Origin of the sequence: Bradyrhizobium sp. 521_C7_N1_3, assembly GCF_052075975.1 — a bacterium.
Classification (GTDB): domain Bacteria; phylum Pseudomonadota; class Alphaproteobacteria; order Rhizobiales; family Xanthobacteraceae; genus Bradyrhizobium; species Bradyrhizobium japonicum.
The window spans coordinates 5234649-5248346 of record NZ_CP197232.1 but is presented as its reverse complement, the minus strand read 5'-3'; the positions used below and the strand labels follow the sequence as shown (position 1 = coordinate 5248346).

Below are 13698 nucleotides of genomic sequence, written 5' to 3'. Positions count from 1 at the left end.
TGGAGAGACCGCCATGGCCGTCAATCTCATTTCAGCTGCACAACAGCTCCTGACCCCTGAAGTCATTGCGCAGATCGCCTCCTTTCTTGGCATGGACCGAGGCGCGGCGCAGAAGGCCGCAACAGCGGCCATCCCAACAATATTGGCCAGCCTGTCGGATCTGGTCGGAACCCCGGCCGGCGCCAATCAACTGTCAAAACTGCTGTCCCAACAGCAAGGCAGCAATCCCATGGATATGCTGCGCGACGCCGGCGCCCCAGACCTGGCTCAGTTGGGTTCGAGCATGTTGTCCGGGCTGCTTGGAGGCCGAACCACGGACACCATGGCCCAGGCGATCGGCAAATTCGCGGGAACGGGCGATGGCGGCGGCAAGTCGTTACTCGCCCTGGTCGGCCCCTTGGTCCTGGGTATGCTCAGCAAGCAGCAGCGTGACGCCGGCATGGATGCAAACGGACTGGCATCGCTTCTGCGCTCGCAGAAAGATCAGATCATGGCGGCGATTCCATCGGGCCTCAGTGATCAACTCGGCGCCGCGGGCCTGATCGACAAGGCGCGCAGTGGAATGGCCACGGCCGCCGCCACAGGGAGCCGGATCGCCGGCGCTTCCGGCGCCACTGGCGCGCGCCAGGCCGCCATGGCCGCCGGCCGGGCGCAATGGCCATATTGGCTCGCCGCGCTCGTTATCGCTGCCGGACTTTCAATATATGCGCTTCAGCGTCCGACCGAGCAGACGGTCGCTCAGAGTACAAACGTTACGCGGCCCTCAGCCGGAACCGTGGGCATGGCGCCCGCGGATTTGACCGTTGACGGGGTGAATCTGGCGAACCAGGTCAATTCGTCCCTTGGTACGCTGAAGGCCCAACTGCCAACCATCACCGATCAAGCCAGCGCGCAGGCGGCCCTGCCGAAGATCAACGACGCCATCTCACAGCTGGATGGCATCACGGCGCGGGCGGCCAAGCTTTCTCCGGAAGGACGACGCGCGCTTGCCAAGCTGATCGTCGCGGCGGCGCCGGCCATCAATGAGATGTGCGACAAGATCTCCGCAACGCCGGCCGGCACGATCGCAAAGCCCGTGATCGACAATCTTCGTGCCAAGCTCGACGAGTTGGCGAAAGTCTGAGACGTCCCACGCAATGAACTCGCCACACTGCAGCGACGGGAGGTGTTTCGCAGCCTCCCGTCCTGCAAGATGAAAGGAAAAGACTCCATGGCCGACAAGACCAATTTCACCAAGGATGAATGGGCGCTCCTCCTGAGAAGCCCGATGAATGCGGGAATGGCCATTACGGCTGCAGAACCGAGCGGATTGTTTGGTCTTCTGAAGGAATCGTTTGCCGGCGGCACCGCGCTCGCCCAGGTGGCCACCGACCCCAATGCCAACCCCTTGGTAAAGGCTGTGGTCGCCGACTTCCAGACGAGCGACGGCCGGGCCGCGGCTCATGACGGGTTGAAAGCAGAACTCGGCAAGAGCACGCCGACCGAGATCAAGAGCAAGACGATCGCATCGTTGCGCGAGGTCACGTCGCTGCTTGCAGCAAAAGCTCCGGATGATGCCGCGGCTTTCAAGGGCTGGCTGCGTCAGATTAGTCAAAAGACGGCTGAAGCTGCATCAGAAGGCGGAGGGTGGTTCGGTGGGGGGGTTCAGGTCAGTGACGCCGAGAAAGCCACCCTCGGTGAAATCTCCAGCGCGCTTGGCGTCTGATCTCGGTGGGCCGCATGGCCCACCTCTACGCGCCCTGCCCCTATAATGCCCTACCAGAGCCGCTGGCTTCCGAAAGCCCAGCGGCTTTTCCTTGCTGCGATGTGCGGGCAGTTGGGCAAATTCTCGTTGCGCGTCGGCTGGGCGCTGACCGAAGTGGCAACACCGCTGCCTTCCACAGCAACGTTGACATATGTCAAAGCCGGCAATTCCTGGAACCGAACTACTCCAACCAGCTGAGGCGCTGGGAGGCCATCATGAAGCGATGGAGCGGTCAACCTGCACTGCTCGCTGCTACCGCGATTGTAGCGTCATGCATCGCACTCGATGGTGGAATTGAATCTGCGCATGCGAAATTCAGTCGAATAACGAAGTCCGCGACTATCCCTGGCGCGACGCCGCCGGAAGTGCATGACCATACCCGCGACGCAAATGGTTCGCCAACCGCCAACGACCTCCCCTCGATCGCGACAAAATCTCCCCGACAGCGTCAGCGCGCAACAGGGCAAGACCCGAAAGCTCACGGTGACATTCGGCGGGCAACGCATCGGAAGAGCAAGCCTCAGCATACATTTCATAAAAGGCACCATCGAAGGCACACGCCACTGTCCGGGCTTGCGAGCTTCTACTCGGAAGATCAGATGACCGCGAGCGGCGAGAGGTTCACCAAGCATGCGCTGCATGCGGCGCATCCGTCCTTGCCTTTCGGGACACGCCTACGCGTAACCAATGTCTTGAACGGAAAGTCCGTGATCGTGAGAGTCAATGACCGTGGTCCATTTGTTCATGGACGCATCATTGATGTCACATCGGGTGCGGCCCAAGCCCTCGGAATGATCAAGATCGGCGTGGTCAATGTCACGCTCGAAATCGTTCGATAGTGACCGCCGGCCTAGTCTCGCCTGAACCGATAGTCGAACGCGTCGCCGAGCGGCTTGATCAGCCCGACCGTCGGTGCCGGAAAATGGATCGGCAGGATCAGCGTGTCGGTGTCCGCAACGGAGGCGAAGAACTTTCGCCGCGACACCGCCGACTGCTTGGCATCCCAATCCGGCTTCGCCGACCAGTCCGGCTCGCGGCACTGGATCTGGTGATGCATGAGATCGCCCGCGACCACCGCGCGGCGTCCCTTCGAAAAGATGTTCACGCAGCAATGACAGGGTGAGTGCCCCGGCGTCGGCGTCAGCGTGACGGTGTCATCGAGCGCGTAGTCGTCGTCCACCAGAAGCGCCTGCCCGGCCTCGACGATCGGCAGGCAATTGTCGCGGAAGACGGTGCCCGGCGGGTTGTTGCCTTTGGCATTCTCCGCCTCCCAGGCCGCGTACTCGCCTTTGTGAAAGACGTACTTTGCGTTCGGAAACGTCGGCACCCAGCGCCCGTCGCGCAAGGTCGTATTCCAGCCGGTGTGGTCGATGTGCAGATGCGTGCAGAAGACGTAGTCGATCTGCTCGAAGGAGATTCCGAGCGCGAACAATTCGTTGCGCCAGCGCTCCTTGCCGGGAAAGTCGAACGGCGGCGGATGGCCCTTGTCCTCGCCGGTACAGGTGTCGACGAGGATGGTGTAGCGCGGCGTGCGCACCACAAATGTCTGGTAGGTGATGACCATCATGCCGCGCGCGGCATCGAACACCTCCGGCTCCATCGTCGGCAGATGACGGGCGAACACGCCCTCGTCATAGGCCGGGAAGAAATCCTGCGGCCGCCGCCACGGCCCTTCCCGCTCGATCACCGCATCGATGGTGATGTCGCCGATCCGGAGTTGCCTCATGGTTGTTCGCTCCCTTTTTGGGAGGGAACGTAGCGGGCAAGACCACCACGTTCAAGACGCGCCGGCCGCTGCTCAGGCCTGCTTCAGCAGATGCCGGGCAAACCCGGGCAGCGAGCGGAAGGCCATGTGCAGATTGTCGTTGAAGGAGGCAGTCAGATAGCCGTGGTTCTGCCAGGCACGGACAAGCGCTGCACGGCTGAAGATCGAGACGTGACCGTTGCGCGGGCCGACATACCACCAATTGACGCCGTGCGCCTCGAAATCAGGCGGCTGCAGCAGCGTGGAGAACAGCACGAGTCCGGACTCCTTTGTGCTCGAGACGATGGCGGCGATGCCGGCCGTCGGATCGGGCATGTGCTCCAGCGTCTCGAAGCAGGTGACGATATCGAATTTCCCCTGCGGCGGCCGCGAGAAATCGGCCACGAAGGGATCGAAGGTCTGCGCCTCCAGGAAGCCGGAACTGCGCAACGTCGTGCTCAGCAGGCCGCCCCCGCCGCCATAGTCAAGCACGCGCAACTCGGCCTTGCTGGCTCCAAACAGGTCTTGCACCAGTTTTGCGCAGCTGGTCGGCCGAGCCTCCCTGTAGTCGGGATCGACCTCGATGTAATCGTCGTTGTAGATCTCGGTCTTGAAGTTCGCCTCGCTCCAGTCGTCGAATGCATCGGTGAACAGGAATCCGCAGCCCTGGCAGCGGTGGTAATAGACAGGCTTCCCCAGCAGCGGCAGCCGCCTGCCGCGCGCTTCATTACAATGTTTGGCGAAGTCGACCACGCCGAACAGTGCGGCCTCTGCGCTGCAGATCTTGCACGGCAGAGGTGCCGTGGAAATCTCTTTCAGTTTGGTGATCATGCCCCGTTCCGCGACCTTCGCCCTGGAGCGGACCATCGCCCGTGAGGGTTGCGCGAAGCTTGCGCGGTCGCGACCGTTTCACAGTTGCGGATCGGTCACTTGCAATATCGGCAACCGATCGGGGCAATGCCGATTTCGCAGTGCTCAAGGCTCATATGCGCATGCATGTGCGGCCGGGACCTTGATTTCGGTGTGACGTGACCACAGCCACGCCGCGTTATCTCAACGACGCACACACGTCGCCGAGGCGTCACACGCGCGTCGTGGGCCACGCTCGATAATCCCCGCGTCATTCCAGGTCAAACCCGCGCAGGTTGCGCAGCAAGAAACATGGGGCACCACGTGGACATGAAAGCGTTCTTCTCCCTGATCTCGTCGATATCGCTCGCCGCATCGCTGGCCGGCACCGCAATTCCGGCGCACGCCGACCAGGACGACAACGGCCGCGACCGCGGCTTCGACAATTCCAGGGCTCGCGACCATGATCGGGACCAACATCACGGACACCGCTCACCGCCGGTAGTCGTCATCTCGCTCGACGGTGCAAAGCCCGATTTCATCCAGCAATTTATCGACGAAGGCGTACTGCCGCGCGACGGCGCTCTGGCGCGGCTGAGTCGCCATGGCGCGGTGGCGCAGCAAAACATCACGGCGTCGCCGTCACTTACCGCCGTCTCGCATATCGAGATCGCCACCGGCTCGACCGCCGTCCACAACGACATTCCCTCGAACACCTACCAGGCGATCGTCGGGCCGGTTACGTCGAGCCTCAGCGGTTTCGCCGCGCCGATCGGCGGCTATCGCGAGAGCCCGCTCGGGCCCTCGCCGCGTCCGACGGCATTGCCGCTGTGGGTGCAACTGCGCCAGCAAGGCCGGAAAGTCGTCACCGCGACGTGGCCGGGCGGCGACGGCGCCGACATCTCGATCAACGGCACGGTGGTGCAACCGGCCCAGCCGATCCGCATCACCGATTACACTGTGCCGTTCGGCGCATTCGGCGGCATCGGCGCCCAGGGCTTTTCGCTCACATCGGCGGACTTCGCCGCCGATCCGGCCGTGGCCACGGCCCTCCAGGCGGCTGGCCGCTTCTCGTTCAGCCCGGTGCTGGCAACCTCCGCGCCGATCGAGACATTCTCATGCGCATCCGCTCCGACCGCAACCTGCACCAATGCGGCTACCCAGGACATCAAATACGCGATCCGGGTTGCGGCGCTCGACACCACCAATGACAACCAGGTGAACTACGACACGCTCGTGTTCTTCGACGTCACGCGCGGCATCGCGGCTGGACCGTTCAAGCCCCCGGCGACCGGACCAGCCTATGCGAGGTTCGGTGGCGAGAACGCGCCGTTCTTCTTCGACGGCAGCGGCGCCAAGGTCGGTGCGGCCTACTTCGTCTCGCAGCTTGCGCCCGATCTCTCGGTGGTGCGCTTCGCCCGTTACGGCGCCAACTTCATTCCGCGCAACGCACCGGTCCTGACCGACGTCGACGACATCAACAACAATATCGGCTTCTGGCGTCCGCAGGCCGACTTCCGCATTCCGGAGCGGCTGAGCCCGGGCTTCACCAATTTCCCGGACATCGAGATCGAGGCGATGTTCGAGGACATGGTCAAGACATTCGTGCGCTATCAGGCGGATATCGGCGAGCGCGCCATCCTGAACAATCCCGACGCCGATCTCGTGATGGTCTATATCGAGCAACCCGACGGCTCCGAGCATCAGTTCCTGCTCACCGACCCGCGCCAGGGCACCAACCCGAAGGACCCGAACTCGATCGGGGCCAACCAGGACGCAGCCAAGGTCGCCCGCTACAAGTCCTACATTCGCTTCGCCTATCAGACCGCGGACAAGGCGGTGAAGCGGATCGCCGATGCCGCAGGGCCGGACAGCAACGTCATCGTCGTGTCGGACCACGGCTTTGCGCCGTTCCACACCTCGGTCAGCATGACCAATATCCTGAAGAACGCCGGCATCGACACCACCAAGGTGGCGATCCGCACCTCCGGTCCGGCGGCCAACATCTACGTCAACCTGCAACAGCGCGAACAGGGCGGCACCGTCGATCCTGCCACCTACAAGGCGCTGGTGACGCAGATCACCGAGGCCGTGAGGAATGCCGTCGATCCCAACCCCAAATTCAACAGTTCGCTCGAGGATGGGCGGCTGTTCACGGTGGTCGAGACCCGCCCGCTACAATGCGAGGCCGGGCTCGGACAGTGCACCAGCAAGACCATCGGTCAGGACTTTGGCGACGTGTTCGCGCTGATGGCCCCGGGGTACAATTTCGACGGCATCCAGAGCCCCGGCGTCGCCCGGCTCGGCGATGCTCCGTTCAATGCGGCGACGACCACGCTGTCGATGCCCAATTTCTACGGTGCCCACGGCCACGATCCCAAGCTGCCGGTGATGAGCGCGACCTTCATCGCCGCCGGCCCGCAGATCCGCAACAACGCCACGATCCGGCGCATGCACAATCTCGACGTCGCGCCGACCATCATGCAGATCCTGGGCGTCCGGCCGCACCAGGTCGATGGCGAGGTGCTGCGCGAGATCTTGCGATAGCGATTGACGGCCACAACGGATGAGCGCCGGCCGGCACCCATCCCGCGAGTTCATTGCAACTCTCTCGATTTAGTTGTAGCCCGGATGAAGCGAAGCGAAATCCGGGAAAGCCTATCGCATGGTGCGCTATCGGAGAAATTTCGTTCCCGGCGGCGCCTACTTCTTCACCGCGACGCTGGACGATCGAAGATCGTCCGCGTTGGTCGAACACGTCACGCAGCTGCGCGCAGCATTCAGGACCACCCGGATCGAAAAACCGTTCACGATCGACGCGATCGTGGTCCTGCCCGACCACCTGCACGTCATCATGACACTGCCGGATCATGACGCGGACTTCTCCGGCCGATGGCGTCGGATCAAGAGCATCTTCACGCATCGGCTCGTTGCTTCCGGCGTACCGGTCGTCCGCAATCATCGCGGCGAGTTCGGCCTGTGGCAGAGGCGTTTTTGGGAGCACACCCTACGAGACGACGCGGACTTCGAACGATGCGCGAACTACATCCACTTCAACCCGGTCAAGCACGGCTTGGTCGTGTCAGCCGCTGACTGGCCATACTCGTCGCTGCATCGCTACATTCATGCCGGCATCCTGCCCGCCGATTGGGGCGGCAGCGGCGAGATCACCGGCAATTTCGGTGAACGCGGAGAGTAATCCCGGATTACGCTTACGCTCCATCCGGGCTACGGAATCCCGTTGGCGCTCCTGTAGCCCGGATGAAGCGGAGCGTAATCCGGGGGCGGACCACCCACATCGCACGACCACTCCTGTGGCACGAATCCCGGATTGCGCTACGCTCCATCCGGGCTACGGATTGCGGCTACGACCGCAGCCCCGGCGCTTCCTGCCCGGTACGCGCGACATATTCCGTGTAGCCGCCGCCGAACTGATGGATGCCCTCCGGCGTCAGCTCCAGCACGCGGTTCGACAGCGTCGCCAGGAAGTGGCGGTCATGCGAGACGAACAGCATGGTGCCCTCGAAATCCGCCAGTGCCGTGATCAGCATCTCCTTGGTGGCGAGGTCGAGATGGTTGGTCGGCTCGTCCAGCACCAGGAAGTTCGGCGGGTCGAACAGCATCTTGGCCATCACGAGGCGCGCCTTCTCGCCGCCCGAAAGCACGCGGCAGCGCTTCTCGACGTCGTCGCCGGAGAAGCCGAAACAGCCGGCGAGCGCGCGCAACGAGCCCTGCCCCGCGGTCGGAAACTGGTCCTCGAGCGACTGGAACACGGTGCGCTCACCGTCGAGCAGGTCCATCGCGTGCTGGGCGAAATAGCCCATCTTGACGCTGCCGCCGACCGCCACCGTGCCCTCGTCCGGCTCGCTCGCACCGGCGATGAGCTTGAGCAGCGTCGACTTGCCGGCGCCGTTGACGCCCATCACGCACCAGCGCTCCCTGCGGCGGATCATGAAATCTAGGCCGTCATAGATGCGCTTGCTGCCGTAGCCCTTGTGGACGTTCTTCAGGGCGACGACGTCCTCGCCCGAGCGCGGCGCCGGCGGGAAGTCGAACGCGATGCTCTGGCGGCGGCGTGGCGGCTCGACCCGTTCGATCTTGTCGAGCTTCTTCACCCGGCTCTGCACCTGGGCGGCATGAGACGCGCGCGCCTTGAAACGCTCGATGAACTTGATCTCCTTGGCGAGCATGGCCTGCTGGCGCTCGAACTGCGCCTGCTGCTGCTTCTCGTTCTGCGCCCGCTGCTGCTCATAGAACTCGTAATCGCCGGTATAGGTTGTGAGCGAGCCGGAATCGATCTCGATCACCTTGGAGATCACGCGGTTGATGAACTCGCGATCATGCGAGGTCATCAGCAGAGTGCCTTCGAAATCGTGCAGGAATTTTTCCAGCCAGATCAGGCTTTCGAGATCGAGATGGTTGCTCGGCTCGTCGAGCAGCATGACGTCGGGGCGCATCAAGAGAATACGCGCCAGCGCCACGCGCATCTTCCAGCCGCCGGAAAGCTTGCCGACGTCGCCGTCCATCATCTCCTGGCTGAAGCCGAGGCCGGACAGCGCCTCGCGCGCGCGGCCGTCGAGCGCGTAGCCGTCGAGCTCCTCGAAGGCGTGCTGCACCTCGCCATAGCGCGCGATGATCTCGTCCATCTGGTCGGCCTTGTCGGGATCGGCCATCGCGGCTTCGAGCTCACGCAACTCGGCCGCGACCTCGCTCACGGGACCCGCGCCATTCATCACCTCGGCCACGGCGCTGCGGGCGCTCATCTCGCCGACATCCTGGTTGAAATAGCCGATGGTGATGCCGCGATCAGTCGAGACCTGCCCCTCGTCGGGCAGTTCCTCACCGGCGATCATCCGGAACAAAGTGGTCTTGCCCGCGCCGTTCGGGCCGACGAGGCCGATCTTCTCGCCCTTGTTGAGGGCGGCGGAGGCTTCGATGAACAGGATCTGGTGGCCGGCTTGCTTGCTGACGTTGTCGAGGCGGATCATGGGGTCTTTTTGGGGGGATTGTTGCGTTGCAGCGTCATAGGCCATACGGGCCGCCGGGGGAAGCCCGGCCGGGCCCGGATTCCACCCCACCAGACGCAAGCTCCTTAATTCGTCGCGACGTTCCGAGCGATGCTTCGCGCCCGCTCGACTGCCGGCCCGCCGACCGTGTCCGGCCTGAAGCACGCCGTCCGAGCCGGAAGGCGTGACTGCCCCGCGGCGGACTTGCCGCTGCCACCCGTCAGGCGTCGGCGTGTGCCCCTGAGTTGACTTTGCTCGGTCTCTTTTCCCGCATCGGCAAGTGCCCCCTTAGCGGAACCAGCTGCGGCTCTTCCACTGGTTGTTGAAAGCCTCGGGAGCAACCAATTTACGGATTGTTAGCAGATTCTATCGAAAATGGTTCAAGAAGATAACAACAACCAGACCGGGTTCCATTACCCGGCCAAATCCATGAATGCATCTGCTTTCCTGATCGCGACGGCCTTTGGCGCAGCATTCCTTGCCGTGGAGTACAAGTGGTACTACCAGCCCGACATGTTCAATCCGGATGTCGTGCTCAGCATCTTCTCCACCGAGCACAAGAAAGCTCGCGCAGCAGTTCGACATGTGCTGATCGATCCGGACTCGGCCAAATTCAGCGCATTGCGCTCAGTCGAGGCCGACGCGGCGCGATATGTCTGCGGCGCCGTCACGGCAAGAGACAAATCCGGCCAATCCATCGGTGCCGCTTTCGTCTACACTGTGGCCGTTGACTTTGCCCGCATCGACGACGACGGCCGGATCACGCAGCTGCGCTCGGGATTTCGGCCTTGCCCCACTGAAAATGACAAGGTCGCGCAGCAGAAGCCTGCTCTTTCGCCTGGCATGCTATCCGTTGCGCAAACCGTTCAGCAGGTCGCTCCGCAAGCCGGCACCTCAACTGTGTCAGGTCTGACGACGCGTGCACCTTCGGCAGGTGCAACGGCGTCCGGCGGGACCATGGAACAGCAGATCCGCGAGCTGGGCGCGCGGACCGTCCCGCCTGAATCGGCCAATGGAGCCCAGGCAACCCTGCCGGCAGGGCGCGGGACCGGCAAGGAGAGTGAATGGCGAGCCGATCAGCCTCCCGTCGCATGGCCCAAATTCCCGCCGGGTCACCCATTGGCGACGTCAACCCGGAAACGGAGCCCCTCCGAAGCAATCGCCTTGGCGAAAGGCGTCGAGGAACGCTGGAACCAGGCCAAGTCGTCCGGAAACGTCGCGATGCGTCCCTCGTCGGACGAGATCAAAGAGGCGTGTCGCGCCTTGCTTGGGATCGATCCCGCAGATAGCGAATATCGAAAAGCCTGGGCAACTTTCGTGCACCTGCAAGACATCGACCGCGATGTTGCGATGAAATGAAGCGCGAACGGTAGACGAACTGGCCTTCCCGCCTCTGGCCCAAGGACGACATTCGTCCAGACCACTTCGATGTCACATTTGGCACAAGCCGACGCGGATTCTATGAGTACACGCCCTAGCACTACTTTGGCAGATTTTTGATTTTGTCGCGTTTTATAGGATTCCCGAATCAATTTTTCAATGATTCATGGATGGTCGGCTCTTGGAGGGCTGACCATGCCGGGATGGGAAGACGAACTTGAACGCTGGCTGATGCCGTTCTTGGACCGGCTGGGTCATAAGACCCGGCAGCGGATGTGCCCTCTGTATGTTGCGGGACTGATAGGTCCTGGCGATCGCAAGAGCGTTCAGCCGATGGCGGAACGCCTTGCCATGAGCAACTACGACCAGTTGCACCATTTCATTGCGGACGGTGTCTGGGACGCGACGCCGCTGGAGACAGAGCTGCTCAACCAGGCGGACCGACTTGTCGGCGGCAGCGATGCGGTGCTGGTTATTGATGACACCTCACTGCCGAAGAAGGGTGAGCGCTCGGTCGGTGTTGCGGCTCAATACGCGTCGGCTCTCGGTAAAACGGCAAATTGCCAAACGCTGGTGTCTTTAACGCTTGCGCGCGGCGAAGTGCCAGTAATGGTCGCGTTACGTCTCTTTCTGCCTGACAGTTGGACAAGCGACATGTCTCGTTTGAAGCGCGCTCGCGTGCCAGTCGAACACCGAACGCCACGGTCCAAGCCGGAGATTGCTTTGGCCGAGATTGACCGCGCGATGGCAGCCAACGTGCGCTTTGGATGTGTGCTGGCGGATGCAGGATACGGCCTCAGCGCACCGTTTCGACAAGGGCTAACAGAGCGCGGGCTGGCCTGGGCTGTCGGCATCCCTCGGCACCTGAAAGTATATCCGGTCGATGTGAAGCTCATTTGGCCGATTACCAAAGTCCGCGGGAAACCACGAAAGCACCACGTGCCCGATATCTTATCGATTGCGGCAGAACAAATGTTGGCCAGCGCCAAATGGAAAACCGTGAGTTGGCGTAGCGGGACGAAAGGTCGGCTCAAAGCCCGATTTGCTGCTCTCCGTGTCCGGACCGCCGACGGCCCTCCGCAGCGGATATGGGATAAAGGTCAGCAGCATCTCCCAGGCGACGAAGCCTGGCTCATTGGCGAGCAACGCGCCTCGGGAGAGAAGAAATACTATCTCGCCAATCTTCCGGCGATGACGGATCTGCGCACGCTGGCAGCCACCATCAAGGCACGGTGGATTTGTGAGCAAGCGCATCAGCAGTTGAAGGAGGAGCTCGGACTTGATCACTTCGAAGGGCGATCATGGCGGGGTCTTCATCGCCACGCCCTGATGACAATGATCGCCTACGCCTTCCTGCAACATCGTCGCCTCGCACACGCGGGGCGGAAAAAAAAGAATCAACGGGCCTCCGCCCCAGCCAACCATGCCCGCCGTACGTCACGCCATCGTCGATCTCATCCTTCGGCCGCCGTCTCAGCAATGCCCATATTGCCGAAAGCAAATTCTTGAAAAACAGCGGCCAAAACACATTCTGCCAAAGTAGTGCTAGGGCGTGTACTCACAAGTCCGCGATTGTCCGCTTCCTGGGCTGGGGCAGACATGGCCCTGACCGGCCCGGAACGTCCGCAAATGCGACACGGGCAGGTTCAGCCGACTAGCTGGCAGTGCCCGCTGATGACAGTACCGTCGCGCTTATGCGCCTTAAGCGTGCCGTCGACGCGGTTGATGAAACCTTGCCAGACAGCGGTCGGGTCGAACAAATGTTGCCAAATGTTGCCGAGCGTAAGCGCCGTCTCAAAGAACAAGTGCGTATCCGTGACGTGGACGGCCAAATTGCTTCCGAATGTCCGAGAGTGCATCGTCCCCTCGTCCAGATTAACGGTGACCTGTTCCCCGTTTATGTAGACCGAGTTGCGCTCGTCGCCCGTACGGCCCCGCGCCCAGCATTTCAGATCGATCGTCTCGGCATGTGCAGCCGTTGCAGCTAGCAGCGCTACGACGATGATTGTTGCTTTCAGCTTCACAGTTATCTCGTCGCGTTGTGACGGCCCTGCCGGGGGGGCGGACGCGGCAGGACATTCGATGACTTTGCCGACATTTTCGGTGCCGCCTTCGAAGGATGTGCAGAGGACTCAGTCGTTCAGAGATGAGAACGCGGCAATAGCCATCCCATGATCTTCTGATACGGATCGCGACGACTGCGGACGAATGCGTTCTCGTTCTGCTGAGCGGCGGTCCTGGCGAACTCAGAAATCCCCTGCATAGACTGCCGTTTATCCTTCGGAAGCTTCGCCCATTGGCGAATGATCTTCCGGCGGGCTTCGCGTTGCTTTTCCCTTACGTCAGGCATCGGGACGCTCCTTGAAGAGGATTATTCCGGTCGACCTAGTATTGTTTGGGCTCACTAAAACTTCAACGTCCAATCAAATACCCTTAGCTCCTCTGATCGTGCAGCGCTATACAGGGGAGCTAGTCTCATATTGGCTTTGCAGGCCCACCGCCGCCCTAGAATTGCGGCGATCGCAGGACGGGCGAAATGCAGTATGTATGCGACGCGCCGAAGGGCAAGACCTGGTTCCGTATCGAGACGGAAGGTGAAGCGATGTATGAGTCGCGCCTGATGGGCCACACAGTTGAGAAATACTTCCGCCGCGAGCGGGAGAAGGCAGTCCAGTCCTGGCGCCCCGAGCGGCCCAACGCGATCGAGCGCGACATCGGCCTCGAGGCTCATGTACGGCGAGAGATGCCGCTTTTCCTCACGCTGCGCGACAGGGAGGGCAATGCACTAACTACAGCGATGCTGCCACCGGGTGGCAAAGATCGCGGCGGGTTCCGGATCATCATCGTTGGCGCATCCAATGCCGATCCTTATCCTCAGCAGGACGCGGCCATCGCTGCACTGGGAGCGCATTTCGGTCTCACGCTCGATCGCAACCGCTGCTTCCCCTACGGCCGCTAAGAAGCCTGACAAGTAT

13 protein-coding genes are annotated in these 13698 nt (G+C 62.0%); 8 read left to right on the top strand and 5 right to left on the bottom strand.

Features of this window, described 5'->3' with window-relative positions; all coding sequences use genetic code 11:
• The first annotated feature begins 13 nt into the window (after positions 1-13).
• The 3 genes from AB7008_RS24275 to AB7008_RS24265 all read left to right on the top strand — a co-directional run bounded on the left by AB7008_RS24275 (position 14) and on the right by AB7008_RS24265 (position 2583).
• Positions 14-1123 carry a DUF937 domain-containing protein gene (locus AB7008_RS24275; protein ID WP_248883123.1) on the top strand — a complete coding sequence of 370 codons (1110 nt, stop codon included), beginning with the start codon at positions 14-16 and terminating at the stop codon, positions 1121-1123.
• An 87-nt stretch (positions 1124-1210) separates the two neighbouring features.
• Positions 1211-1705, top strand: a complete 495-nt coding sequence (locus AB7008_RS24270) for a hypothetical protein (RefSeq protein WP_248883122.1) — start codon at positions 1211-1213, stop codon at positions 1703-1705.
• Positions 1706-1959: 254 nt separating this feature from the next.
• The gene (locus AB7008_RS24265; RefSeq protein WP_304494074.1) at positions 1960-2583 is read left to right on the top strand and encodes a septal ring lytic transglycosylase RlpA family protein; all 624 of its coding nucleotides are present in this window, start codon (positions 1960-1962) and stop codon (positions 2581-2583) included.
• 11 nt (positions 2584-2594) lie between these two features.
• Here the strand turns inward: AB7008_RS24265 and AB7008_RS24260 are convergent, their stop codons facing one another.
• Complete coding sequence (locus tag AB7008_RS24260) at positions 2595-3470, bottom strand: MBL fold metallo-hydrolase (protein ID WP_212504643.1); 876 nt, start codon at positions 3468-3470, stop codon at positions 2595-2597.
• A 72-nt stretch (positions 3471-3542) separates the two neighbouring features.
• Complete coding sequence (locus AB7008_RS24255; RefSeq protein WP_304494073.1) at positions 3543-4319, bottom strand: class I SAM-dependent methyltransferase; 777 nt, start codon at positions 4317-4319, stop codon at positions 3543-3545.
• 348 nt (positions 4320-4667) lie between these two features.
• On the opposite strand from AB7008_RS24255, the gene AB7008_RS24250 reads away from it, so the two are divergent.
• A complete protein-coding gene (locus tag AB7008_RS24250) occupies positions 4668-6884 on the top strand; it encodes an alkaline phosphatase family protein (protein WP_304494185.1) in 2217 nt (738 codons plus the stop codon).
• A 118-nt stretch (positions 6885-7002) separates the two neighbouring features.
• Positions 7003-7536 carry an REP-associated tyrosine transposase gene (locus AB7008_RS24245; protein ID WP_304494072.1) on the top strand — a complete coding sequence of 178 codons (534 nt, stop codon included), beginning with the start codon at positions 7003-7005 and terminating at the stop codon, positions 7534-7536.
• 166 nt (positions 7537-7702) lie between these two features.
• Here AB7008_RS24245 and AB7008_RS24240 read toward each other — a convergent pair whose 3' ends face one another.
• Positions 7703-9325 carry an ABC-F family ATP-binding cassette domain-containing protein gene (locus tag AB7008_RS24240; RefSeq protein WP_304494071.1) on the bottom strand — a complete coding sequence of 541 codons (1623 nt, stop codon included), beginning with the start codon at positions 9323-9325 and terminating at the stop codon, positions 7703-7705.
• Between the two features lie 393 nt (positions 9326-9718).
• On the opposite strand from AB7008_RS24240, the gene AB7008_RS24235 reads away from it, so the two are divergent.
• Positions 9719-10702, top strand: a complete 984-nt coding sequence (locus tag AB7008_RS24235; RefSeq protein ID WP_304494070.1) for a hypothetical protein — start codon at positions 9719-9721, stop codon at positions 10700-10702.
• A gap of 180 nt (positions 10703-10882) precedes the next feature.
• On the top strand, positions 10883-12232 hold the full coding sequence (locus AB7008_RS24230; protein ID WP_212477373.1) for an IS701 family transposase: 1350 nt from the start codon (positions 10883-10885) through the stop codon (positions 12230-12232).
• Positions 12233-12369: 137 nt separating this feature from the next.
• Here AB7008_RS24230 and AB7008_RS24225 read toward each other — a convergent pair whose 3' ends face one another.
• Together AB7008_RS24225 and AB7008_RS24220 are read right to left on the bottom strand one after the other, a co-directional pair.
• Positions 12370-12747 carry a hypothetical protein gene (locus tag AB7008_RS24225; RefSeq protein ID WP_028157469.1) on the bottom strand — a complete coding sequence of 126 codons (378 nt, stop codon included), beginning with the start codon at positions 12745-12747 and terminating at the stop codon, positions 12370-12372.
• A 116-nt stretch (positions 12748-12863) separates the two neighbouring features.
• Positions 12864-13073, bottom strand: coding sequence for a hypothetical protein (locus tag AB7008_RS24220; RefSeq protein WP_028157470.1), 210 nt, complete (start codon positions 13071-13073; stop codon positions 12864-12866).
• A gap of 186 nt (positions 13074-13259) precedes the next feature.
• Between AB7008_RS24220 and AB7008_RS24215 the strand changes: the two genes are divergently transcribed.
• Complete coding sequence (locus AB7008_RS24215; RefSeq protein WP_028157471.1) at positions 13260-13682, top strand: hypothetical protein; 423 nt, start codon at positions 13260-13262, stop codon at positions 13680-13682.
• Positions 13683-13698 lie beyond the last annotated feature (16 nt).

What these genes read in the sequence shown, in the direction of transcription:
- AB7008_RS24220 (WP_028157470.1), bottom strand. Translation starts at nt 13,073, where the DNA reads ATGCCTGACGTAAGGGAAAAGCAACGCGAAGCCCGCCGGAAGATCATT.
- AB7008_RS24235 (WP_304494070.1), top strand. Translation starts at nt 9,719, where the DNA reads ATGGTTCAAGAAGATAACAACAACCAGACCGGGTTCCATTACCCGGCC.
- AB7008_RS24250 (WP_304494185.1), top strand. Translation starts at nt 4,668, where the DNA reads ATGAAAGCGTTCTTCTCCCTGATCTCGTCGATATCGCTCGCCGCATCG.
- AB7008_RS24270 (WP_248883122.1), top strand. Translation starts at nt 1,211, where the DNA reads ATGGCCGACAAGACCAATTTCACCAAGGATGAATGGGCGCTCCTCCTG.
- AB7008_RS24245 (WP_304494072.1), top strand. Translation starts at nt 7,003, where the DNA reads ATGGTGCGCTATCGGAGAAATTTCGTTCCCGGCGGCGCCTACTTCTTC.
- AB7008_RS24275 (WP_248883123.1), top strand. Translation starts at nt 14, where the DNA reads ATGGCCGTCAATCTCATTTCAGCTGCACAACAGCTCCTGACCCCTGAA.
- AB7008_RS24230 (WP_212477373.1), top strand. Translation starts at nt 10,883, where the DNA reads ATGATTCATGGATGGTCGGCTCTTGGAGGGCTGACCATGCCGGGATGG.
- AB7008_RS24260 (WP_212504643.1), bottom strand. Translation starts at nt 3,470, where the DNA reads ATGAGGCAACTCCGGATCGGCGACATCACCATCGATGCGGTGATCGAG.
- AB7008_RS24240 (WP_304494071.1), bottom strand. Translation starts at nt 9,325, where the DNA reads ATGATCCGCCTCGACAACGTCAGCAAGCAAGCCGGCCACCAGATCCTG.
- AB7008_RS24265 (WP_304494074.1), top strand. Translation starts at nt 1,960, where the DNA reads ATGAAGCGATGGAGCGGTCAACCTGCACTGCTCGCTGCTACCGCGATT.
- AB7008_RS24215 (WP_028157471.1), top strand. Translation starts at nt 13,260, where the DNA reads ATGCAGTATGTATGCGACGCGCCGAAGGGCAAGACCTGGTTCCGTATC.
- AB7008_RS24255 (WP_304494073.1), bottom strand. Translation starts at nt 4,319, where the DNA reads ATGATCACCAAACTGAAAGAGATTTCCACGGCACCTCTGCCGTGCAAG.